Raw genomic sequence first — 21,971 nt, forward strand, 5'->3', positions numbered from 1 at the left:
TGAGATCGTCCGCGCAATAATCTTGCGCGGCTTGCAAATTTTGATGCGGAAAATTCCGCATTACGAAATCCAGTTGTTCAGAGGGGGACGACACAGGTGAAAATCGGAACGCCGAAAGAAGTCTTCGAAGGCGAAAACCGAGTGGCGATGACGCCGGACTCGGCCGCCCAGCTTCAGAAGCTTGGGCATGAATGCTTTATCGAAGCAGGGGCAGGGGCCAACGCGGGCTTTGCCGACAAAATGTACGAAGATGCGGGGGTTACGGTTGTCAAAACCGCCGCCGCGCTTTGGAAAGAAGTCGACATCATTGCCAAGGTGCGCCAGCCGAACGAGACCGAGCTGAAGCGCCTGACCGCTGACAAGACGCTGATTTCCTTCTTTAACCCCGCCGGAAACGAGCAGGGGATGGAACTGGCGAAATCCAAGGGTGCCACCGTCATCGCGATGGAAATGGTGCCGCGTATTTCGCGCGCGCAGAAAATGGATGCCCTGTCGTCCATGGCAAACATCGCCGGCTACCGTGCCGTGATCGAAGCGGGTAACAACTTTGGCCGCTTCTTCACCGGTCAGGTGACTGCCGCCGGTAAAGTGCCGCCCGCCAAGGTTCTGGTCGTCGGTGCCGGTGTGGCCGGTCTGGCCGCCATCGGGACCTCCACGTCGCTGGGCGCCGTGACCTACGCCTTCGACGTGCGCCCCGAAGTGGCCGAACAGGTCGAATCCATGGGCGCTGAATTCGTCTATCTGGATTTCGAGGAAGAACAGCAGGACGGCGCGGCCACTGGCGGCTATGCCTCTGTTTCTTCGCCGGAATTCCGCGAAGCACAGCTGGCCAAGTTCCGCGAACTGGCGCCCGAAATGGACATCGTGATCACCACCGCGCTGATCCCGAACCGCGAAGCGCCCGAGCTGTGGACCGAGGACATGGTCAAGGCCATGAAGCCCGGTTCGGTCATCGTCGATCTTGCAGCCGAAAAAGGCGGTAACTGCAAACTGACCGTCGCCGACGAAAAGATCGTGACCGACAATGGCGTGACCATCATCGGCTACACCGATTTCCCGTCGCGTATGGCCACGCAGTCTTCGTCGCTTTACGCCACGAACATCCGTCACATGATGACCGACCTGACGCCGGAAAAAGACGGCGTTGTCGATCACAACATGGACGACGACGTGATCCGCGGCGCGACCGTGACCCACAAGGGCGAAATCACCTGGCCGCCGCCGCCGCCCAAAGTGGCCGCGATCGCCGCCCAAAAGCCCAAGGAAAAAGCCCCCGAACTGACGCCCGAAGAAAAGCGCGCGCAGGAAGTGGCAGCCTTCAAGGCGCAGACCAAGCAGCAGGTTACCCTGCTGGGTGTCGGTGCCGTTTTGCTGCTGGCCGTGGGGCTGGTGGCCCCGGCAAGCTTCATGCAGCACTTCATCGTGTTCGTTCTGGCCGTTTTCGTCGGCTTCCAGGTGATCTGGGGCGTCAGCCATTCGCTGCACACGCCGCTGATGGCCGTGACGAACGCGATCTCGTCGATCATCATTCTGGGCGCGCTGATGCAGATCGGCTCGGGCTCTTGGCTGGTGATCCTGCTGGCGGCGTTGTCGGTCTTTATGGCCGGGATCAACATCTTCGGCGGCTTCCTCGTGACACGGCGCATGCTCGCCATGTTCCAGAAATCTTAAGGAAAGGCGGGGATCATGGATTACGGATTCACCACGGCGGCCTATGTGGTCGCGGCTGTCCTCTTCATCCTGTCTCTCGGGGGCCTCTCCGGGCAGGAATCTGCAAAACGCGCCGTGTGGTACGGTATCGTCGGCATGGCGCTGGCGGTGTTTGCCACGCTGATCGGTCCCGGATCGGGCCTGTGGCTGCTGTCGGTCCTGTTGATCGCAGGTGGCGGCGTCATCGGCATGTACGTGGCCAAGAAGGTCGAAATGACCGAGATGCCGCAGCTGGTCGCTGCCATGCACTCTCTGGTCGGTCTGGCGGCGGTCTTCGTCGGCTTTAACGCGCATATCGAAATGAACCGCGTGGCCGAGATCATGGCGACCGCGCCCACGTCGCTGAACGCGGCGGGCATGAAAGCCTGGATGGCCGATCAGGACTTTGGCACCTTTGCCGCGCTGATCGCCAAGAAAGACAGCGTCGAGCTTGGGATCCTCAAGGTCGAACTGTTCCTGGGTATCTTCATCGGGGCGGTGACCTTCACCGGGTCGGTCATTGCCTATGGCAAATTGGCCGGCAAGGTGACGTCGGCTGCGCAAAAGCTGCCCGGCGGTCACATGCTGAACGCGGCGGCGGCGATCATTTCGGCCATCTGCCTGTTCTGGTACGCCTCCACCGGTGGGTTCCTGCCGCTGGCGATCATGACCATCGCAGCGCTGTTCATCGGCTATCACCTGATCATGGGGATCGGCGGCGCGGACATGCCAGTGGTTGTCTCGATGCTGAACTCCTATTCGGGCTGGGCTGCGGCGGCGATCGGCTTCTCGCTTGGCAACGACCTTCTGATCGTTGTGGGCGCGCTGGTCGGCTCTTCGGGCGCGATCCTGTCCTACATCATGTGTAAGGCTATGAACCGGTCGTTCATCAGCGTGATCTTGGGTGGCTTTGGTGGCACCACGGGTCCGGCGATGGAAGTCGAGGGCGAACAAAAGCCCATCGACGTGGACGGTGTGGCGCAGGCTTTGGACGAAGCCGACAGCGTCATCATCATCCCCGGCTATGGTATGGCGGTTGCTCAGGCCCAGCAGAACGTGGCCGAACTGACCCGCAAGCTGCGCGCAAAGGGCAAGGAAGTGCGGTTCGCCATCCACCCCGTTGCAGGCCGTCTGCCGGGCCACATGAACGTGCTGCTGGCCGAAGCCAAGGTGCCTTACGACATCGTTCTGGAAATGGACGAGATCAACGACGACTTCCCCGATACGGACGTGGTCATCGTGATCGGGTCGAACGACATCGTGAACCCTGCCGCGCAGGAAGACCCGAATTCGCCCATCGCGGGGATGCCGGTTCTGGAATGCTGGAAAGCCAAGCAGGTGTTCGTGTCCAAGCGTGGTCAGGGGACCGGTTATTCCGGTATCGAGAACCCGCTGTTCTACAAGGACAACACGCGGATGTACTACGGCGACGCGAAGGATTCGATCGGCGCGCTGCTGGCCAAGATCGACTGATCTTTGGCCTGAGATTTGGGAAAGGGGCGGCCTTCGGGTCGCCCTTTTGCGTTGGGGGCGCGGGTATGTGGCAAGAGGGGGCTTTGCCCCCGGAGCCTGCGGCTCCTCCCCCAGGATATTTTCGTCAAGCTGAAAGGGGCTGGGGAACTGGGCGCCATGCCCGCGGGTTTCTTTCCCAGTTGTGAAGGAGGCTGCGATGATCCGCGAAGGCACGAACGTGAAATGGAACTGGGGAAACGGCGAAGCGACCGGTGAGGTCGAAGAGGTGTTTCACCGTGAGGTCACGCGGACGCTGAAGGGGGAAGAGGTGACGCGCAAAGGTAGCGACGACAACCCGGCCTACCTGATCCAGCAGGACGATGGCGACAAGGTCCTGAAGCTGAAATCCGAGGTCGAGCGGGCCTGAGCCATGGCGGCGCTGACTTATTATCCTGACAACAGGCCTGGGATCACGCGTGCGCGGCACGGGCGCGGGTTCACCTATCGCGCGCCGGATGGCACGACCATCGCGCGCGGACCGGAACGGCGGAGGCTTGAGGCGATGGCCGTGCCACCGGCCTACGAGGATGTCTGGATGTCGCCGCTGGAAAACGGGCACTTGTGGGCGACGGGCTATGATGCTCGCAGTCGCAAGCAATACCGCTATCACCCGGATTGGTCCGCCGCGAAATCGGCCGAGAAATACGATAGCCTGCCTGAATTCGGAGAGGCCTTGCCACGCGTCCGGGATCGCATCGCGCGCGATCTTGCGAACCGGGACGTCGGGGACGAGAGGTTCGCGCTGGCGGCGGCGCTGCTGTTGATTGATGAGACCGCTATTCGGGTCGGTACTGCGGCCTATGCCAGCGAAAACGGCACCTATGGCGCAACGACCCTACAGCGGCGGCATGTGCGCCTAGTGGACGGCGCGCTGCGCCTGACGTGGACGGCCAAGGGCGGGCGCAAGGCGCAGCGGGTTGTGCGATCAAAACGGCTGATGCGGGTCCTTCAGGCCGCGCGTGATCTGCCGGGGGCAGAGCTGTTCACTTGGGTGGACGATGCCGGAGAGGTGCGGCGCGTGTCCTCTACTGCGTTGAACGAATACCTGACGGACGTGAAAGGGTGTGAGGAGGCCTCGGCCAAAACGTTCCGCACTTGGGCCGGCAGCCGTGCCGCGTTTCAGGTGCATCAGGCCGAGGGCGAGGCCTGCACGATCAAAGCCATGGCAGAGGCCGCGTCGGACGCCTTGGCGAATACGCCGACCGTGGCGCGGAATTCCTATATCCACCCCAAGGTGATCGATCTGGCGGGCAAAAAGGAAAACCCGCTGCAGGAGGCCCGGCGCGGGTTGACCAAGGCCGAAACCGGCCTGCTAAAGCTGATCGGCTAGATCATTCAGCCGGTTGGACGGCTGCGGTCGAGGTGGCCCGCGCATCCAGCAGACGGTGGGCCACGACGCCACCAATCCCGATGAACAGCAGCGCCAGCAGGGCCGAGACGCCAAGCGTCGGCACGCCAGCAAGACCCGCACCGATCGTGCAGCCGCCTGCCAGCACGCCACCAAAGCCCATCAGTGCAGCCCCAACGATATAGCGACCGGTCTGTGCCGGGGTCTGGAAGCTTTGCCATTCGAACTGACGCGACAGAAGGGCCGACAAAACGCCGCCCAACAGTGCGCCGCCGATCAGGCCGGTGCCGAAGCCTGCGGGTACGGCGGTCGAGGCGATGGTCCAGAACAGGCCTTCGGTCATAGGGGCGATGAAAGACAGGCTTTCAAGGGTGATCGGGTCAAACTCATCATAAAGGATAAAGCCCGTGCCGACCCACCCCATGGGCACCAGCGCACCAAGGGCCGCCGCCAGAACCAGCGTGCCGATACCGTTGCCAGAGCGCAGGACGAAGGCCAGCGCGATAGCGGCCAGAATTGCGGACCAAAGGACGGCTCCACCGGGCAGGGCCGCCAGAGTACCATAGTCGCCTGCAGGCAGGGTCACGGTTGCCAGAGAAGTGCGCAGCGGGGCCAGCACACCTTTGAGCGTTGCGTGGGCGACGACGGCGAAGACAGCGAGAACCAGAAGCGCGCGCAGGTTGCCGCTGCCCGTCAGGACCACCAGTCGGGACACGCAGCCACGAGTCAGGATCATGCCCGCGCCGAACAACAGCCCACCGATGGCGATGGCCAGAACGGGGACCGAGGAGGCGACGTAGCGGTGACCTGCGAAATCAATCAGCCCGGTCAGCACGGCAGCTTGCGTGCCGATGACCGCCACGGCCAGGGCAAGCGCCCAGACACCCCGCGCCGCGCGGGCATCGTCGCCAATCAGCGCGCGCCGGAAGCAGAAGCGCGTGATCGCAGCCAGAACGCCGAAGGCAAGGCCAAGGGCGAGGGCGAACCAGACGCTGGCCTGTTGCGGGGTCAGATTTTCAAAGCCGAAGGATTCGAACATGGGATGCTCCTGCAGAACGGGATATTTTCCCGATATGCCGTGACCTGGGGTCATATCAAGCTATTCAATCATCTGATTGTTTGGGTTGCGCGGGACATTGTCCCGCATGTGGCGCAATTCTTGGATATGTGGTCCAAAGCGCCCGTACTGGCCGGACAACCATCACAACGAATAAGGCCGGGGCGGAACCCCGGCCTTATTTGCATATCGGACGGCGCTTAGCGGCCTCGGATGCGCGGGTCCAACGCGTCGCGCAAGCCGTCACCCAAGTAATTCACCGAAAGAACGGTCAGGGAGATGGCTAGGCCCGGCATGATCACCCGTTCCGGGTTCTGCTGCATGTAATCGACCGCGTCGAACAGCAGCCGCCCCCATGTTGGGAAATCCGGCGGGAAGCCGAGGCCTAGGAAGGACAACGCGGATTCAGTGATGATCGCATTGGCGATGCCAAGCGTGGCCGACACCACGATCGGAGAGATCACGTTCGGCAGGATGTGTCGCATGACCATCTTGGTGTTCGTCGTCCCGATGGACCGCGCGGCCAGAACGAATTCGCGTTCCTTCAGGGCCAGCACGTCGCCCCGGACAATCCGCGCCGTGGGCATCCAAGAGGTCACGCCGATGGCAACCACGATCAGGATGAAGATCCCCGTCTCGGGCCCGAACGCCCCGCTGAGCGGTTCACGGAACAGCAGAACCATGACCAGCAGAAGGGGCAGCAGAGGCAGGGCTAGGAACAGGTCCGTCGTTCGCATCAGCAGGTTGTCGAGCGCTTTGAAGTATCCCGCCAGTACTCCGACCAGCGACCCGAGGAACAGCGCCAGCAGCATCGCCGTGATGCCCACCGACAGCGACACCTGACCGCCTGCCATCAGCCGGGCCAGCATATCCCGGCCCAGTTGGTCAGTGCCGAAAGGATGCGCAAGGCTGGGACCTTGGTTCCGGGAGCGGATGTCGATGTAGGTCGCATCCAGTGGCCAGAGAAGCGGCCCGATAAAGACCAGGAGGACGATCAGCAGGAAGACGACGCCGCCAGCCATGGCACCCTTGTGGTGGCGGAACTGGCTCCAGACTTCGGCCCACTGGCTGCGCGGTGGGGTCTGGGGCAGGGGCGAGGTCAGCACGTCGGCGGCCTGCGCCTCTCCGGGACCGGGTTCGATATGGGGGCTGTTAGGCTCAGTCATAGCGGATCCGTGGGTCTAGGATGCCGTAAAGCACATCGGCGATCAGGTTGAAGAGCACGATGAGCACGGCAAAGATGAAGGTCAGGGTCTGTACCATCGGCAGGTCATTGGCCTGAATGGCGGTGATCAGAAGCTGACCGATCCCGTTCACCTTGAACACCTGTTCGGTGATGATCGCGCCGCCAAAGATCGACGGAATGCCAAGGGCGATCACCGTGACCACGGGGATCATCGAATTGCGCAGCACGTGGCTAAGAACGACGACCTTTTCGCCCAAACCCTTGGCCCGTGCGGTGCGCACGTAATCTTGGTTCAGGTTGTCCAGCATCGACGCCCGCATGAACCGCGCGATCTGCGCCGTGATCTGCAGGGCCAGCACCATCACCGGCATGATCATCTGCTGCAACTGGATGACGAAGGTATCCCAGTCGACCACCTTGTGGGTCGTGTCATAGATCGACGGGAACCAGCCAAGGTTGACCGAGAAGATCACGATCACCAGCACGCCCGAGAAGAACGGCGGGACGGAAAAGCCGATCATCGACACGAAGGTCCCGACGTTGTCGAACAGTGAATATTGGCGGTAGGCAGAATAGATGCCGATGGGCAGGGCGATCAGAACTGCGACCACGTAGGCCGTGCCGACAACCCAGAGAGTCTGGGGCAGGCGCTGCACGACGATGTCCATGATCGGCGACCGGGTCTGCCAGCTAAGCGCGCGCAATTCGCCCTCGGCCCAAGAGGTGCCGAAAATCGCGTCAAAAAGCACGCGGGGCTCGACCCAGAAAAACTGACGCAGCCATTTCCAGTACTGGATGTACCAAGCGTCGCCCAGTCCAAGCGCTTCGCGCATCTTCTGTTTGACCTCTGGCGGCACGGTCAGCGGCACCTGCGCCATCGGATCGCCCGGGGCCAGTTGCAGCAGTCCGAAAATCACCAGCGAAATAAACAAGAGGGTCGGTACGGCCAGAATGAGCCGTCGGATCGTGAATGTCAGCATTCAGGGAGCCCGTCTGAATAAGGGTAGGGTGGGGACGGGCCCCACCCTACGATTGGCCGGGAGCCAGACAGCCCCCGGTCAGCATCATCCGTCGATGCGGTACCAGTCAGCGACGTTCCACAGTTCCGAATCCCAGGTATTCAGAACAACGCCACCAAGCGTGTTGGAGTGTGCGGACACACGGCCACGATCCACCAGCGGAACTTTGACGTAGCTGTCCTTGGTGATCATGTCGTTCAGCTTCTTGGCCAGCTCTGCGCGCTTATCCAGCTCGCCCGTTTTGCCAAGTTCGGCGACCATTGCGTCAAACTCTTCGTTGCAGAAACGGTTGATGTTTTCGCCCTGCCACTGAGTTTCAGGCCGCGGGGCCTTTTCGCAGGTGTTCTGCGCCAGATAGGCTTCGGGGTCGGTGCCGTCGAAGTTGTTCGCGTACATTTCCACGTCCGCATAGAACTTCTGGAAGGTGTCGGGCGAACCCGGGTCACCACCGAAGAAGACCGAACCCGAAATATTGCGCAGTTCGGTTTCAACGCCGATCTCGCTCCACCACTGTTTGATCAGGGCTTGGAAGTCCTGACGCACGGCGTTGGTCGAGGTCTGGTAGGTCAGCGACAGCTCCATGCCGTCTTTTTCGCGGATGCCGTCACCATCGGTGTCGGTCCAGCCTGCTTCTTCCAGCAGAGCCTTCGCGCCTTCGATATCCTGCGTCAGACACTCGGTGTTGTCAGAGGCATAGATTTCCGGTGCGGGCACCAGGTTACAGGTCGGGCGACCCGCTTGGCCGTAGCCGATTTCCACCAGCAGCGGACGGTCGATTGCCATGGAAAGCGCCTTACGCACGCGCATGTCCGACAGGATCGGGTGGGGGTGCTTGGCAGTCGCACGTTCGCCTTCCGGCAGGTCGGGCGACGGATCGGTCATGTTCATCTCGATCCGCTCAACCAGCGTACCGAATGCGGACACGGGCGTGCCCTTGCCGCCTTTGGCCATCTCTTCGATGACTTCGGGGGCCAGCTGCAGGTTCCAGGCGTAGTCGAATTCGCCCGTTTCCATCACGGCACGACCGGCTGCGGCCGCATCGCCGCCACCTTTGAAGGTCACGGTCGCGAACGCGGGCTTGGCCGGGTCACGATAGTTGGGGTTCGCTTCCATCGAGATCACGTCGTTCGGACGGAAATCGGTGACCATGAAGGGGCCGGTGCCGATGGGGTTGAAGTTCGCCTCAGTACACTCGGGTGCTTTGGGGCCAAGGCAGTCTTGGAACTGTGCTTTCTGGATGATCGGGGACTGGCCGCCCATGAACGCCTGATAGGGGTTCGGCTTGGGTTCGGTAAAGTTCACCACGACAGTCAGGTCATCCGGGGTTTCGATGGACGAAATGCCTTCGAACTTGGCCAGCTGCGCACAGCCGCCTTCGGGATGCATGCAGTATTCCGCAGTAAAGGCCACGTCAGCCGAGGTGACGGGCGTGCCATCGGACCACAGCAGGCCTTCTTTCAGCTTCCAGGTGATTTGCTTGAGATCTTCGGTCACGCCACCGTTTTCGATGGTCGGGATTTCCTGGGCCAGATAGGGCACCATGTTGCCGTCTTGGTCGAAACGACCCAGCGGTTCGATAACCATCGAGGCCGCTTCGATGTCTTTCGTACCCGAAGACAGGTAAGGCGTCATGATCGACGGGGCCTGCCAATAGATAATATTGACGTGGCCGTCGGCGCCGCGTTCGGCCATGGCCATGGGGGCCATCCCGGAAACGGCAACAGCGCCGAGAAGCAGGGTTCTGAGTTTCATTCATCTCTCCATCGTTGGACTGACCGGCCACTTCTTTCGGTGACGCGGCGGGGTCGCGGGGCTGGGCGTTGGCCCGGAACCCAGAACAATTGATCTAGATTCACCGCGCGGGTGTATTCATCGAAAAGGGGTTTGGTTAAAATTGCAAGCCCGGTGAACGGCGGACGCTGGGTAAGCTTTGTGCTGCGTTTGACATTTTGCGCAAACCGTCGCTAGCGTCGGGCATCTACCGACAGGAACACGCCATGCTGGATCAGACACCGCCCGCAGATCACCCGGCCGCCAAAGCTGGGGCCAAGGACCCGATCGTTCGGATCGAAAACCTTAAGGTGTCGTTCCAGACCAAGGACGGAGAGGTCTTTGGGGTCGAGGATGTTTCGTTTTCCGTCCAGCCCGGAGAGACGGTCTGCATCGTGGGCGAATCCGGGTCGGGCAAATCGGTGTCGTCGCTGTCGCTGATGCGGCTGATCGAATATGGCGGCGGTACGATCGCAGGCGGCCACATGTTCTTTGATCGCTCCAAGGGCGGAGAGTTCGATATTGCCAATGCGGATCAGGGGCTTATGCGCACGATCCGCGGCAATGAAATCGGCATGATCTTTCAGGAACCGATGACAGCCCTGAACCCGGTCTTCACCATCGGGCGGCAACTGACCGAGGGCCTGCGCCTGCATATGGACATGTCCAAAGACGAGGCGACCGCCCGCGCCATCGAACTGCTGCGAGAGGTCCGTATCCCCGAGCCAGAGCGCCGGATGAAGCAATATCCGCACGAGCTTTCGGGTGGGATGCGGCAACGTGTGGTGATCGCAATGGCGCTGGCCTGTAAGCCGCGGTTGTTGATCGCGGACGAGCCGACCACCGCGCTGGACGTGACCATTCAGGCAGAGATTCTGGCCCTGATGGATCGTCTCAAGCGCGAAACTGGCACGGCAGTGATGTTTATCACGCATGACATGGCCGTCGTTGCGCAAATGGCTGACCGCGTGGTCGTCATGTTCCGCGGAAATAAGGTCGAAGAAGGCCCGGTTGCTGAAATTTTCAACAATCCGCAGCACGATTATACCAAAGCTTTGCTGGCCGCCGTTCCGAAATTGGGCGAAATGACCAGCAAATCCGCGCCCGAACCGATGAAGCTGGTCGGTGTCGAATCTTCCGAGGTCAAGCCCATTCCCGGCACCGATGAGGTGTTGCTGGAGGTGAAGAACCTGACCACGCGCTTTCCGGTGAAAGGCGGTTTCTTCCGCCGCACCATCGCACAGGTTCATGCGGTCGAGGACGTGTCGTTCACGGTGAACAAGGGCCAGACGCTTAGCCTTGTCGGGGAATCCGGCTGCGGCAAATCCAGCGCCGGACGGTCGTTGCTGCGACTGGTCGAGCCGAACTCGGGCGAGATCAGGCTGGACGGCAAGGACATCATGGCGCTGAACCAGTCCGACCTGCGTAAGGCGCGGTTGGACATGCAGATGATCTTTCAGGATCCCTTTGCGTCGCTGAACCCGCAGATGATGCTGCGCGATCAGGTGGCCGAACCGATGTGGAACTACAATACGCTGAAAGGGCAGGCGATGGAGGATCGCATCGCGATGCTCTTTGACCGGGTCCACCTGCCGCGCAGCTTCATGCGCCGCTATCCGCACGAACTCTCAGGCGGGCAGCGTCAGCGTGTGGCCATCGCCCGCGCGCTGGCCTTGAACCCAAAGCTGATTGTCGCGGATGAAGCCGTCTCGGCACTGGATGTCAGCGTGCAGGCGCAGGTCATCAACCTGATGATGGAGCTTCAGGCTGAACTGGGCCTGTCCTACCTGTTTATCAGTCACGACATGGCGGTCGTAGAACGCGTCAGCCACCGGGTCGGCGTGATGTATCTGGGCCGGATCGTGGAAATCGGGTCCCGGCAGGCGGTGTTCGAAAACCCGCAACATCCCTACACTCAGGCGCTGATGAAGGCGGTTCCGATCGCCGACCCCGATCGGCGCAAATCGGAAAAAGAATTGAACTTCAAACCCATCCCGTCGCCCATTCACGATCTGGATTACCGCCCTGAACCATCCGTTTACCAACGTGTGGGCGAGGATCACTTCGTATTGACGACGGACAGCGGCTACTAAGACATGCCAAGCAAACTAACGCCCTATGAAATCATGGAGAAGCTGGTCAGCTTCCCCACCGTTTCCCGCGATACGAACCTACCCCTGATCGACTGGGTCGAGGACTACCTGACCAGCCACGGCGTCCAGACCTTCCGCCACCTGCACGCGGATGAGCCCAAGGCAGGCCTTTGGGCGCACGCAGGCCCGATGGAAGAGGGCGGGGTGATCCTGTCGGGCCATACCGACGTGGTACCAGTCGATGGTCAAAAATGGGCCAGCGATCCTTTCACTGTCACCGAACGCGACGGGCGGTACTACGGCCGCGGGTGCTGCGACATGAAGGGGTTTGACGCGCTGGCCATCTGGGCCGTGGTCGAAGCGCAGACAAACGGCACGACGCGTCCGCTGCAACTGGCGCTGACCTATGACGAGGAAATCGGCCTTGTGGGCGCGGACCCATTGTTACGCGATGCGTCCGATAAATTCCCCCGCGCCAGCACGGCGATCATCGGCGAACCCACCACTATGCAGGCCGTCACCGGCCACAAGGGCGGCATGGCCTGGACGATGCATTTCCATGGCTACGAAATCCATTCGTCCCTGTCGCATCGTGGCGTATCTGCGATCATGGAAGGCGCGCGGCTGATCCAATGGGCGAACGAGGTGAACGCCGAAAGCGCCGCCGCAGAACCCAACGAAATCAACGCTCTGTTCGAACCTCCCTGGTCCAACCTGCACGTGGGCATGATCGAAGGCGGCACGGCGCATAACATCACCGCCAAGGATTGCGAGTTCGTCTTTTCGATCCGCGTCGCCCCCGGCGATGACCCTGAGGCCTGGCGCAAACGCATCATGGACAAGGTGGCCGAGGTCGAGGCGGGCATGAAAGCCATCCATCCCGACGCTTGGATCGAAGTGACCGAGCGGTTTGCCGGCCCCGGCCTTTTCAGCGAACCCGGTGGACCGGCGGAAACTCTGGTGCGCCAGATCACCGGCGATAACGCCCGCCATGTGGTCAGCTACGGCACCGAGGCAGGCTATTTTCAGGCGCACCGGTTTGATTCCGTGGTCTGTGGCCCGGGCAATATTGAACAGGCGCATCAGCCTGACGAATTCATCGAAATCGACCAGTTCAACGCAGGCCATGACTTCATGCGCCGCCTCTTGGACCGTCTGAACCAATAAACAAAGGAGGCACAAATGCCCGTTAAGAACCGCTTTGCCGAACTACTGCCCGAGATCACGGAATGGCGCCGTGACCTGCACGAAAACCCCGAGATCCTGTTCGACACTTTCCGCACCTCGAAGGTCGTCAAAGAGAAGCTGAAGGAATTCGGCTGCGAAGAGGTCGTGACAGGCCTTGGCCGCACCGGCGTCGTGGGTGTGATCAAGGGCAAGTCCACCGCATCCGGCAAGGTCATCGGATTGCGCGCAGACATGGATGCGCTGCCGATCCATGAACAGACCGGGGTGGAATATGCATCGAAAACGCCGGGCGCAATGCACGCCTGTGGTCACGATGGTCACACGGCGATGCTGCTGGGCGCTGCGAAATATCTGGCAGAGACGCGGAATTTCGACGGCACGGTTGTCGTGATCTTCCAGCCCGCCGAAGAAGGCGGCGGCGGCGGGCGCGAGATGTGTGCCGACGGCATGATGGAGCGTTTTGGCATCCAGGAGGTCTATGGCCTGCACAACTGGCCGGGTCTGCCGGTCGGCGAATTCGCGATCCGTCCCGGGCCGACGATGGCCGCAACGGACGAATTCACCATCACGGTAAAAGGGCGCGGCGGTCACGGGGCGAAACCGCACCTGACGATCGACCCAACGCTGGCGGCCTCTCACGTCGTCATCGCCCTGCAATCCATCGCCAGCCGCAATGTCGACCCGGTCGAGGCGATCGTGGTGTCGGTCACGTCTTTCCAGACGTCTTCCACGGCGTTCAACGTCATCCCTGACACGGTCGAACTGCGCGGCACGATCCGCACCCTGACGCCGGAAAACCGCAAGCTGGCCGAGGAAAAGATCAAATCCATCCCCGCCGCGATTGCCGCAGGCTTTGGGGCCGAGGCTGAGGTGATCTATCACTCCAACTACCCGCCGACCGTCAACTCTCCGGAGCAAACGGAATTCGCGGCCTCGGTCGCGGCCTCGGTTGCGGGCAGCTGTAGTGAGGCGCAGATCACCATGGGCGGTGAGGATTTTTCCTACATGTTGGAAGAGCGTCCCGGCGCTTATATCTTCATGGGCAATGGCGACAGCGCCGACGTCCACCATCCCAAGTACAACTTCAACGATGAGGCGATCCCGGCCGGGTGTTCCTGGTGGGCAGGGATTGTCGAGCAGCGGATGCCTGCGGCGTAAGCGTTACCGCGGTTTGGGGGGCTTTGCCCCCCGGCCCGTTGGGCCTTTCCCCAGGGATATTTGGGGACCAAAGAAGGGTAGGTGCGGTGCTTTAAGTCGCGGTCCAGAGCTGATCGTAGACCGCGTTAATGCCCGCGACTTCGTTGTGGATCGAAAAGCGGGTGGTGGCGTCCTGACGGGCGGTCGACCCCATGGTCGCCAATCGCGCAGAGTCGGACAGCAAGGCCGAGAGGTTTTGTGCGGCGGCCTCGGCGTCGTCTAGGGGCACGATCTCTCCGGCACCTTGCGCGGTGAATTCGCGGAAATAGCCGGCGTCAGAGGCGAGGAGGGGCACGCCGCAAGACATCGCCTCTAGCGGGGCGAGGCCGTAGCCTTCGTAGCGCGGCAATTGCATCACCAGATCCAGTTGGGGCAACAGATCGGCAAGGGCGTCGGGGCCAAGCTCTCCGACAAACAGTATACGGTCCGACAGCCCCGCGGCGGCGATTTTGTCCTTGAGGCCTTGTAGGAACGCGGCGTCTTTGGACTTGGTCTTGCCAATGATCAATGCGGTCGTGTCGGGGTGATCCGGCAGAACGCGAAGGGCCGTGTCGACGAAGACATCCGTTCCCTTTTCCGGGCGGATGCGGCCGATGGTGGCGATGCCGCGCTGACCGGGATAGCCCGTCTGCGCCCAGGTCTTTGCGCCATCAGCGACGGGGCGAAAGCGATCGGTGTCCACGCCATGCGGGACCACGGCGCGCACGTGTGGAACGAAATCGGCGGCACGGTCGGTCGTGGCAATCACGGCGTCCATCCGGCTGATCAGCCAGCGCGGGAACCACGAATGATATCGCTGCGCAGCCGAGGTAAAGACAATCCGGATCGGCAGCCGCAGCACATCGCGGGCCCAGATCGCCGTCATCATTTCGGGGTCTCGACGGACGTGCCAGATGGCGAAGGGTTTGCCCTGCGGTGGCGTGCGCGACAAGGATTTCGCCAAGGCGCGAGAAATTGGTTCAGGCGCGCCGGGCAGCGGATGCCCGACAAGACACATGTCGAACTGCCGGGCCTGATGGCGCACGACGCCCGCCGCAGTGCCCGACACGCCAGTGAAATTGCGGTTGAAGTTGGTGACGAACAGCTCTGGCATCGTCAGCCCAATGTCTGTGTCAGAAGGGTCTGCGCCAGATCGTCTATGTCCTGACCCGAAGACGTCGCCAGTCGTTTGGCCCGGGCGCCTTGGATGCTGCGCGCTTCGGCATCTTTGATCAGGCTTTGCACCGCAGTGGTAAGGCGCTTGGCGGATTTGACCAGGGTAACGGCCTGAGCGGCTTCAAATTCGGCGTAGACGTCGGCGAAGTTGGCCACCTTTGGTCCGCACAGGATCGCACATCCGGATTGGGCAGGCTCATAAGGGTTGTGCCCACCGGCGTCGGTGAAGGACCCGCCCAAGAACACCACGTCGCACAACGCGTACCAAAGGCCCATTTCCCCCAAGGAGTCAGCCAGATAGACATCCGCCTGATCTGGCGCGTCACCGGCGCTGCGCCGCGCGACGCTTAGGCCTGCTGCAGTCAGCTCTGTCGCAATAGCGTCGGCTCTCTCTGGATGACGGGGCGCGAGGACCAGATGAAGATCGGGCAGAACAGAGCGTGCTGCCAGATGCGCCTTGATCACCTGTTTTTCTTCGCCCTCATGGGTCGATGCGGCCAGCCAGCGGGACCGGGGCAGGGTGGACCGCAGGGCTGAGAGCTGATCTGGATCGATGGGCAGCGGGGCGGCGACGGCCTTGAGGTTGGGCCCAAGGGCCACCTTGGCCGGATCGGCACCGATGGCCAAAAGCCCGTCCAAGGTTGCGCGATCCTGGGTTCGGATCAGTTGGAACAGGCCCAGAAGATAGCGGGCCGTGTGGTCGAACCGCTGCCAGTTCTTCAGGCTGGCCTTCGACATCCGCGCATTGACAAGCGCCAGCGGGATGTTCGCGGCATGGGCTTCGACCAGCATTTGTGGCCAAAGCTCGCTTTCTACGAAGATACCGGCGTTGGGGCGCCAATGATCCAGAAACCGACGCAGGGCGCCCTGTTGGTCCAATGGCGCGAATTGATGGATCATGCCGTCAGGCAGACGTTTCGCAAGAATTTGCGCCGAACTGGCGGTCCCAGAGGTGATCAGCACCTGACATTCGGGCCGCAGCCCGCGCATCTTCTCAGCAAGCGTCAAAATCGACAGGCTTTCGCCAACACTGGCCGCGTGAAACCAGATCAACGGGCCGTCCGGGCGGTCTTGGGTCGCGTATCCCAGCCGTTCGCGTTGCCGGTCTGCGGGAACACCCTGACGGGTCAGCTTGCGCGAGACCACGCGCCAGACCAAGGGCGCAGCCAATGCGGCAATTCCACGATAGAATTGGTAGAAAACAGTGCCATGCACCCGCATTGGGGCCACCTTACCCGCCTGTGTGGCTCATATGCCGCGACACTTGGCCGTCGGCCTTCTGGCGGGAATAATCGAAATCATGACCCTTGGGTTTCATGGCAATAGCGACGCGGATCGCGTCTTCTAGCGGGGCGTTGTCGGTGGGGTGGGCGCGCAGAGGTTCGCGCAGATCGGCCACGTCTTCCTGACCAAGGCACATGAAGATCTCTCCGGTGCAGGTCACCCGAACGCGGTTGCAGCTTTCGCAGAAATTATGCGTCAGCGGCGTGATGAAACCGATTTTTTGGCCTGTTTCCTGCAGCTGCACATAGCGCGCAGGACCGCCAGAGCGTTCTGCCAGATCAATCAAAGTGTATTGCTGTGCCAGTTGATCGCGGAGATCGCGCAGCGACCAATACTGGCCAATCCGGTCTTCGTTGCCCAGATCGCCCATGGGCATGACCTCGATCCAGGTTAGGTCCATACCGCGATCGGCGCAAAACTCGGTCAGGGTAAACAGCTCGTCTTCGTTAAATTCCTTCAGCGCGACAGCATTCAGCTTGACCTTCAGCCCCGCGGCTTGGGCCGCGTCCAGACCGCGCAGGACCTGCGGCAGTCGACCCCAGCGGGTGACACGTGCAAATTTATCCTCGTCCAGCGTATCGAGCGATACGTTCACCCGGCGCACACCAGCGGCGTAAAGGTCTTTGGCAAAGCGTTCCAACTGCGACCCATTGGTCGTCAGCGTCAATTCCTTCAACGCGCCACTGTCCAGATGCCGGGACATCGATTGAAAGAAAGTCATGATATCGCGCCGGACCAAAGGCTCCCCACCCGTGATCCGAAGCTTTTCAACGCCGAGGCCGACAAAGGTCGAACACAGGCGGTCCAGTTCTTCCAGCGTCAACAGCTCTTTCTTGGGCAGAAAGGTCATGTTTTCAGCCATGCAGTACACACAGCGAAAATCACAGCGGTCCGTTACAGATACGCGGAGGTAGGTGATCGCACGGGCGAAGGGGTCAATCAAAGGCGCTGACATGGCGTGGAACTTATGGTTTGCGGGCGGCCGGGGCAAGGGCATTGGGATCGCAATGATAGGCGAACACACGCGGGTTGTCGCGCATTTGAGACAGGAAAGCATTGACGCCGGCCGCGATCGCGGCACCATCACCGGCATGACTCGATATGTTTTGCTTTTGCCTTTCCTGCTGGCCGCCTGTGCGGATGGTCTGCGTCTTTCGAAACCCAAGGCAGAGGCACCTGTCGTGTCTCAGCCAGCGCCTGACGATGCGATCCGCCCGCCGGATCGCCCCGGTGACGGTGTCCAGACAGCCTCTGTCGCAGATACGTCGGTCGCGCCGTCGGCCTCTGGGCCCGCGGCAAGTGGCGATCTGGGCGTGACGGTCGCATCGCTGGGCAATGCGGCAGAGCCGGGATTATGGCTGAAGACACCGCTAGTGAAGGTCGAGGGGCCGGGCACGGTTACCTATCAGGGGCAGTCGGCGCAGGCGAACCTGATCCCGATTTCGGGGCCTGCGTCCTCGGGATCCCGGGCGTCACTGCAGCTGATGCAGGCGCTTGGCGCACCGCTTACCGGCCTGCCGGAGTTCCGCGTCAGTCGCTAAGGTATTTCCCGGCCTCTTTGCGGGCAAAAGGTTTGAGGTCCGTACCGTGTTTGGCCAGAAAATCACGCGTGCGTTGCGGATCATGTTTGGACAGATCCCGCAGCCACCAGGCGATCGCTTTTTGAATAAACCATTCCTGATCAGGCACGTAGCCTGTAGCCCAGCCAAGCACACGATCACGGGCCGCAGCCTCTTCCGGCGACGGATGGTTCGATTTCGTCAAGAACAGTGTCGAGACCAGCGCGGCGCGACGCGTCCACATATGGTCCGAACCTGTCCAGTCCTCGACGATGTCCAGACGGCTAAGATCGGCTTGCAGTCTGCGGCTGATGGCGCTGCAAGCATGATCGGCGATGGCCCAGGCATCAAACTGCGGCACCCATGATTGCAACAGCGTCCAGACCTGATCGTCGGGCCGGATCCGCGCCTGAGTCAGCAGTTTGGCCGCAGCAATCCGCGCCTCGTGAATGTCGCTATCCCATAGGTCGCTGGCCAGAGCGATGCGCTGATCAATCGTCAGGCTTTGCCGCCAATCGCGCGTCAGATCGTTCAGGGCCGGGTTCGGCACGCCCATATAAATCCGGTCCGCCTTGTGATAGGCGGCGGCCCCTTCTGCGCGACCCGGTTCGATATGCGCCTGCATCGCTTCCAGCGCGGTTTCTGCGGTGGTCGGGGCGGTCATTCCACCGTGACGGATTTTGCAAGGTTACGGGGCTGATCCACATCCGTCCCCTTGGCAACGGCGGTATGGTAGGCCAGCTGCTGCGCCGGGATCGCGTACAGGATCGGGGCCAGTAGGTCGTCGACCTCGGGCATTTCGATCTGTCGCCAGATGCCTTCGCCCGCGACCTCGATCCCCTTGCGGTCCGACACAAGCAGCACCTTGCCGCCGCGGGCCATGACCTCTTGCATGTTCGATACGGTCTTGTCGAAAAGCGCGTCGCGGGGGGCCATCACGACGACCGGCACATTGGGGTCAATCAGGGCGATAGGGCCATGCTTCAACTCTCCACTCGCATAAGCTTCGGCGTGGATGTAGCTGATTTCCTTTAGTTTTAGAGCACCTTCCAAAGCCAGCGGGTACATTTGCCCGCGGCCTAGGAACAGCACATCGCGCGCCTCGGCCAGCTCTTGGCTGATCGCTTCGGTCACCGTTTCGGTATCCAGCGCAAGGTTAATCCGAGCGGGCAGGCCACGCAGGGCGGTGACGATCTGTTCCTGTCGCTCGGCATCCAGAGTGCCGCGCTGGCGTGCCGCCTCGATCGCGACGGTCAAAAGAACCGTCAACTGGCAGGAAAACGCCTTGGTCGAGGCGACGCCGATTTCTGTGCCTGCAAGGATCGGCAGCGCCACGTCGCTTTCCCGTGCGATCGAGCTTTCGGGAACGTTCACCACGGAAACGATCTGCTTTGCTTTGTCTTTGCAGTACCTTAGCGCGGCCAGAGTATCCGCCGTTTCACCCGATTGGCTGACGAACAGCGCGATCACGTCGTCGCCGACAGGCGGTTCGCGATACCGGAATTCAGAGGCGACATCGACCTCGACCGGGATACCAGCCAGCTTTTCGATCCAGTATTTTGCCACCACACAGGCGTAATAGGCGGTTCCACAGGCCACCAGAACCATACGCGACACGCCGTCAAAACTCAGGTCGCCTTCGACCATACGGACGTCATATCCGGCGTCGCCGAAGTAGTGGCCGATGGCTTCGCTAATCACCTGAGGTTGCTCGGCAATTTCCTTGGCCATGAAGTGCTTGTGCCCGCCCTTGCTGACCTCGGCACGGTCCCGCTGGATCTTGCGCGTCTCACGGTTGGCCAGTTGTCCGGCTGCATCGCGGATTTCGATCGAGGTGCGGGTGATGACGGCCATGTCGCCTTCTTCCAGATATGTGATCTGGTCGGTCAGCGGAGCCAGCGCGATCGCGTCAGAGCCGACGTAGTTTTCACCATCACCGTGACCGATGGCGAGCGGCGATCCCTTGCGCGCGGCAATCAGCAAATCGTCTTCGTTTTCAAAGAGAAACGCGAGCGCAAAGGCCCCGTCGAGCCGCTGCAGGATCCGCTCTACCGCGACACGCGGGCTGTCGCCCTCGCTCATGTATTGTGCGACCATCAGGGCAATGGTTTCGGTGTCGGTATCTGTTTGAATTTCGGCGCCTTTTTCCACAAGCTCGGCGCGCAATTCGCGGAAGTTTTCAATGATGCCATTGTGGACCACGGCGACCGGACCGGCCTGATGTGGATGCGCATTGCGGGTCGATGGCTCACCATGCGTGGCCCAACGGGTGTGACCGATCCCGGACTTCCCGGCCAGCGGTTCATGCACCAACAGGTCGGACAGATTGACCAATTTGCCGACCGCGCGTCGACGCGCCAGCGCACCGTCGTCCAGCGTGGCGATCCCGGCGCTGTCATAGCCGCGATATTCCAGACGGCGCAGCGCTTCGACCAAGAAAGGCGCCGCTTCATGCGATCCTAGGTACCCGATAATTCCGCACATTTACTTAACCTCTTGGGTCTTATTGCGCTTCTGCGCCTTCAACATTTCAAACAATTTCCGGGCCAGCCCCGGTTTGGTCACCTGACGCGCCCGGCCAATCGCCAGCGCCCCCGGTTCAACGTCCGAGGTGATGACAGAGCCCGAGCCGGTCATCGCGTCGTCGCCGATCGATACCGGGGCGACCAGCATGGTGGACGATCCGATAAAGGCGCGCGCGCCGATCCGAGTTTTGTGCTTCATGACCCCGTCGTAATTACACGTCACGGTGCCCGCGCCAAGGTTCGCCTCTTCGCCGACCTCTGCGTCTCCAACGTAGGTGAGGTGGTTGATCTTGGCGCCCCGATCCACGCGGGCCGCCTTGATTTCCACGAAATTTCCGACCTTTACGTCTTCTGCCAACTCAGCACCGGGGCGCAGGCGGGCATAGGGGCCGACAACCGCGCCGCGGCTGACGTGGCATCCTTCCAGATGGCTGAAAGCACGGATCGTGACGCCTGATTCCACAGATGCGCCGGGGCCAAAGACCACGTTCGGTTCGATCGTGCTGTCGCGTCCGATGACGGTGTCATAGGCGAAGTAAACGGTGTCGGGCGCGGTCAGGGTGACCCCGTCTTCCAGCGCTTCGGCCCGCATCCGCGCCTGAAACAGACCTTCTGCGCGGGCCAGTTCGGCGCGAGAATTAATGCCTAGCGTCTCAGCCTCGTCACAGGTGACGGCACCCGCCGATAGCCCTTGTGATCGGGCCAGCCCCACGATGTCGGTCAGATAGTATTCGCCAGAGGCATTGTCGTTGCTGACGGCATCGATCAGCTCCATCAACACAGCGGCATTGGCGGCCACAACTCCGGAATTACATAGCGTTATCTTGCGTTCTTCATCCGTCGCGTCCTTGAACTCAACAATTCGTTCAAGGTTTTGGCCGTCCATGACCAGACGACCGTAGCGGCCCGGATCTGCGGCTTCGAACCCAAGGACCACCACGTCATGCGCGCTGCGGGCGGATTGCATCCGTTCCAGAGTGTCGGGCTGGATAAAGGGCGTATCGCCATAAAGAACGATCACGTCACCGTCGAAGCCGTCCAAGGCCTCTCGCGCCTGCGCCACGGCATGGGCGGTTCCAAGTTGTTGATCCTGAACGGCAATGTCGACCGCAGGTTGATAATCGCACGCCGCGGCGCCGACCTGTTCGCCGCCATGGCCCGTGACCACGACGATGCGCGACGGCTCCAGCACCTCGCCCGAGCGGATCGCGTGGACCAGCATCGGTGCGCCGCCGATCTTGTGAAGTACTTTCGGCAGGTCCGAGTTCATCCTCGTCCCTTGCCCTGCGGCCAGAATGACCAGTGCGATGCTCATGCGCCCCTTGCCCCCGATTGTTTTTCGGTCGCGCTCGTTTTATCGGGTTAACGAAGAGTCGCAAGGGCGCGTCA

General features: G+C 61.4%; 18 protein-coding genes. 8 read left to right on the forward strand and 10 right to left on the reverse strand.

Translation table 11 applies throughout. From position 1 onward, the window contains the following. Positions 1-96: 96 nt before the first annotated feature. The 4 genes from ACI3GR_RS03355 to ACI3GR_RS03370 all read left to right on the forward strand — a co-directional run bounded on the left by ACI3GR_RS03355 (position 97) and on the right by ACI3GR_RS03370 (position 4,531). Positions 97-1,671: a Re/Si-specific NAD(P)(+) transhydrogenase subunit alpha gene (locus ACI3GR_RS03355; RefSeq protein ID WP_407492606.1), complete on the forward strand. Its 1,575-nt coding sequence runs from the start codon at positions 97-99 to the stop codon at positions 1,669-1,671. Positions 1,672-1,686: 15 nt separating this feature from the next. Beyond that, entirely contained in the window at positions 1,687-3,162 is a 1,476-nt protein-coding gene (locus tag ACI3GR_RS03360) for an NAD(P)(+) transhydrogenase (Re/Si-specific) subunit beta (protein ID WP_407492608.1), read from the forward strand. A 196-nt stretch (positions 3,163-3,358) separates the two neighbouring features. Continuing rightward, a complete protein-coding gene (locus ACI3GR_RS03365) occupies positions 3,359-3,568 on the forward strand; it encodes a hypervirulence associated TUDOR domain-containing protein (protein WP_407492611.1) in 210 nt (69 codons plus the stop codon). Positions 3,569-3,571: 3 nt separating this feature from the next. Beyond that, positions 3,572-4,531, forward strand: coding sequence for a DNA topoisomerase IB (locus ACI3GR_RS03370; RefSeq protein ID WP_407492613.1), 960 nt, complete (start codon positions 3,572-3,574; stop codon positions 4,529-4,531). A 1-nt stretch (position 4,532) separates the two neighbouring features. On the opposite strand, the gene ACI3GR_RS03375 is transcribed toward ACI3GR_RS03370, so the two are convergent. From ACI3GR_RS03375 to ACI3GR_RS03390, 4 genes are all read right to left on the reverse strand, one after another. Beyond that, positions 4,533-5,588, reverse strand: coding sequence for a YeeE/YedE family protein (locus ACI3GR_RS03375; protein WP_407492615.1), 1,056 nt, complete (start codon positions 5,586-5,588; stop codon positions 4,533-4,535). A 218-nt stretch (positions 5,589-5,806) separates the two neighbouring features. Next, on the reverse strand, positions 5,807-6,772 hold the full coding sequence (locus ACI3GR_RS03380; protein ID WP_407492617.1) for an ABC transporter permease: 966 nt from the start codon (positions 6,770-6,772) through the stop codon (positions 5,807-5,809). Then, the gene (locus ACI3GR_RS03385; protein ID WP_407492618.1) at positions 6,765-7,772 is read right to left on the reverse strand and encodes an ABC transporter permease; all 1,008 of its coding nucleotides are present in this window, start codon (positions 7,770-7,772) and stop codon (positions 6,765-6,767) included. Before ACI3GR_RS03385 ends, ACI3GR_RS03380 begins: the two co-directional genes overlap by 8 nt. Before the next feature lie 84 nt (positions 7,773-7,856). Further along, on the reverse strand, positions 7,857-9,563 hold the full coding sequence (locus ACI3GR_RS03390; RefSeq protein WP_407492619.1) for a peptide ABC transporter substrate-binding protein: 1,707 nt from the start codon (positions 9,561-9,563) through the stop codon (positions 7,857-7,859). Positions 9,564-9,808: 245 nt separating this feature from the next. Between ACI3GR_RS03390 and ACI3GR_RS03395 the strand changes: the two genes are divergently transcribed. Genes ACI3GR_RS03395 through ACI3GR_RS03405 form a run of 3 tightly spaced genes read left to right on the forward strand, consistent with a single transcriptional unit; the run spans position 9,809 to position 14,020 of the window. Then, on the forward strand, positions 9,809-11,674 hold the full coding sequence (locus tag ACI3GR_RS03395; RefSeq protein WP_407492620.1) for an ABC transporter ATP-binding protein: 1,866 nt from the start codon (positions 9,809-9,811) through the stop codon (positions 11,672-11,674). 3 nt (positions 11,675-11,677) lie between these two features. Then, positions 11,678-12,841, forward strand: coding sequence for an acetylornithine deacetylase (gene argE / locus ACI3GR_RS03400; RefSeq protein WP_407492621.1), 1,164 nt, complete (start codon positions 11,678-11,680; stop codon positions 12,839-12,841). 15 nt (positions 12,842-12,856) lie between these two features. Continuing rightward, the gene (locus ACI3GR_RS03405; RefSeq protein ID WP_407492622.1) at positions 12,857-14,020 is read left to right on the forward strand and encodes a M20 aminoacylase family protein; all 1,164 of its coding nucleotides are present in this window, start codon (positions 12,857-12,859) and stop codon (positions 14,018-14,020) included. 91 nt (positions 14,021-14,111) lie between these two features. On the opposite strand, the gene ACI3GR_RS03410 is transcribed toward ACI3GR_RS03405, so the two are convergent. From ACI3GR_RS03410 to moaA, 3 genes are read right to left on the reverse strand one after another with little or no spacing between them, the layout of a single operon-like run. Then, positions 14,112-15,152, reverse strand: a complete 1,041-nt coding sequence (locus ACI3GR_RS03410) for a glycosyltransferase family 4 protein (protein WP_407492623.1) — start codon at positions 15,150-15,152, stop codon at positions 14,112-14,114. Positions 15,153-15,154: 2 nt separating this feature from the next. Further along, on the reverse strand, positions 15,155-16,435 hold the full coding sequence (locus tag ACI3GR_RS03415; protein ID WP_407492624.1) for a 3-deoxy-D-manno-octulosonic acid transferase: 1,281 nt from the start codon (positions 16,433-16,435) through the stop codon (positions 15,155-15,157). A gap of 10 nt (positions 16,436-16,445) precedes the next feature. Beyond that, a complete protein-coding gene (gene moaA / locus ACI3GR_RS03420) occupies positions 16,446-17,453 on the reverse strand; it encodes a GTP 3',8-cyclase MoaA (RefSeq protein WP_407492625.1) in 1,008 nt (335 codons plus the stop codon). Positions 17,454-17,589: 136 nt separating this feature from the next. Here moaA and ACI3GR_RS03425 point away from each other — a divergent pair, with 136 nt between their 5' ends. Then, the gene (locus ACI3GR_RS03425) at positions 17,590-18,039 is read left to right on the forward strand and encodes a hypothetical protein (RefSeq protein ID WP_407492626.1); all 450 of its coding nucleotides are present in this window, start codon (positions 17,590-17,592) and stop codon (positions 18,037-18,039) included. On the opposite strand, the gene ACI3GR_RS03430 is transcribed toward ACI3GR_RS03425, so the two are convergent. From ACI3GR_RS03430 to glmU, 3 genes are read right to left on the reverse strand one after another with little or no spacing between them, the layout of a single operon-like run. Continuing rightward, positions 18,029-18,721, reverse strand: coding sequence for a DNA alkylation repair protein (locus ACI3GR_RS03430; RefSeq protein ID WP_407492627.1), 693 nt, complete (start codon positions 18,719-18,721; stop codon positions 18,029-18,031). The two genes, ACI3GR_RS03425 and ACI3GR_RS03430, sit on opposite strands and share 11 nt — an antisense overlap. Further along, the gene (gene glmS / locus ACI3GR_RS03435) at positions 18,718-20,541 is read right to left on the reverse strand and encodes a glutamine--fructose-6-phosphate transaminase (isomerizing) (protein WP_407492628.1); all 1,824 of its coding nucleotides are present in this window, start codon (positions 20,539-20,541) and stop codon (positions 18,718-18,720) included. Before glmS ends, ACI3GR_RS03430 begins: the two co-directional genes overlap by 4 nt. Continuing rightward, entirely contained in the window at positions 20,542-21,897 is a 1,356-nt protein-coding gene (gene glmU / locus ACI3GR_RS03440) for a bifunctional UDP-N-acetylglucosamine diphosphorylase/glucosamine-1-phosphate N-acetyltransferase GlmU (RefSeq protein WP_407492629.1), read from the reverse strand. Positions 21,898-21,971 lie beyond the last annotated feature (74 nt).

The organism is Pseudooceanicola aestuariicola (assembly GCF_045763785.1).
Classification (GTDB): domain Bacteria; phylum Pseudomonadota; class Alphaproteobacteria; order Rhodobacterales; family Rhodobacteraceae; genus Pseudooceanicola.

Bases quoted from the DNA above. Each gene is read 5' to 3' on its own strand.
- ACI3GR_RS03390 (WP_407492619.1), bottom strand. From the start codon at position 9,563: ATGAAACTCAGAACCCTGCTTCTCGGCGCTGTTGCCGTTTCCGGGATG.
- ACI3GR_RS03410 (WP_407492623.1), bottom strand. From the start codon at position 15,152: ATGCCAGAGCTGTTCGTCACCAACTTCAACCGCAATTTCACTGGCGTG.
- glmU (WP_407492629.1), bottom strand. From the start codon at position 21,897: ATGAGCATCGCACTGGTCATTCTGGCCGCAGGGCAAGGGACGAGGATG.
- ACI3GR_RS03370 (WP_407492613.1), top strand. From the start codon at position 3,572: ATGGCGGCGCTGACTTATTATCCTGACAACAGGCCTGGGATCACGCGT.
- ACI3GR_RS03395 (WP_407492620.1), top strand. From the start codon at position 9,809: ATGCTGGATCAGACACCGCCCGCAGATCACCCGGCCGCCAAAGCTGGG.
- ACI3GR_RS03415 (WP_407492624.1), bottom strand. From the start codon at position 16,435: ATGCGGGTGCATGGCACTGTTTTCTACCAATTCTATCGTGGAATTGCC.
- ACI3GR_RS03375 (WP_407492615.1), bottom strand. From the start codon at position 5,588: ATGTTCGAATCCTTCGGCTTTGAAAATCTGACCCCGCAACAGGCCAGC.
- ACI3GR_RS03425 (WP_407492626.1), top strand. From the start codon at position 17,590: ATGACTCGATATGTTTTGCTTTTGCCTTTCCTGCTGGCCGCCTGTGCG.
- ACI3GR_RS03360 (WP_407492608.1), top strand. From the start codon at position 1,687: ATGGATTACGGATTCACCACGGCGGCCTATGTGGTCGCGGCTGTCCTC.
- ACI3GR_RS03385 (WP_407492618.1), bottom strand. From the start codon at position 7,772: ATGCTGACATTCACGATCCGACGGCTCATTCTGGCCGTACCGACCCTC.
- argE (WP_407492621.1), top strand. From the start codon at position 11,678: ATGCCAAGCAAACTAACGCCCTATGAAATCATGGAGAAGCTGGTCAGC.
- ACI3GR_RS03405 (WP_407492622.1), top strand. From the start codon at position 12,857: ATGCCCGTTAAGAACCGCTTTGCCGAACTACTGCCCGAGATCACGGAA.
- ACI3GR_RS03380 (WP_407492617.1), bottom strand. From the start codon at position 6,772: ATGACTGAGCCTAACAGCCCCCATATCGAACCCGGTCCCGGAGAGGCG.
- ACI3GR_RS03430 (WP_407492627.1), bottom strand. From the start codon at position 18,721: ATGACCGCCCCGACCACCGCAGAAACCGCGCTGGAAGCGATGCAGGCG.
- moaA (WP_407492625.1), bottom strand. From the start codon at position 17,453: ATGTCAGCGCCTTTGATTGACCCCTTCGCCCGTGCGATCACCTACCTC.
- glmS (WP_407492628.1), bottom strand. From the start codon at position 20,541: ATGTGCGGAATTATCGGGTACCTAGGATCGCATGAAGCGGCGCCTTTC.
- ACI3GR_RS03365 (WP_407492611.1), top strand. From the start codon at position 3,359: ATGATCCGCGAAGGCACGAACGTGAAATGGAACTGGGGAAACGGCGAA.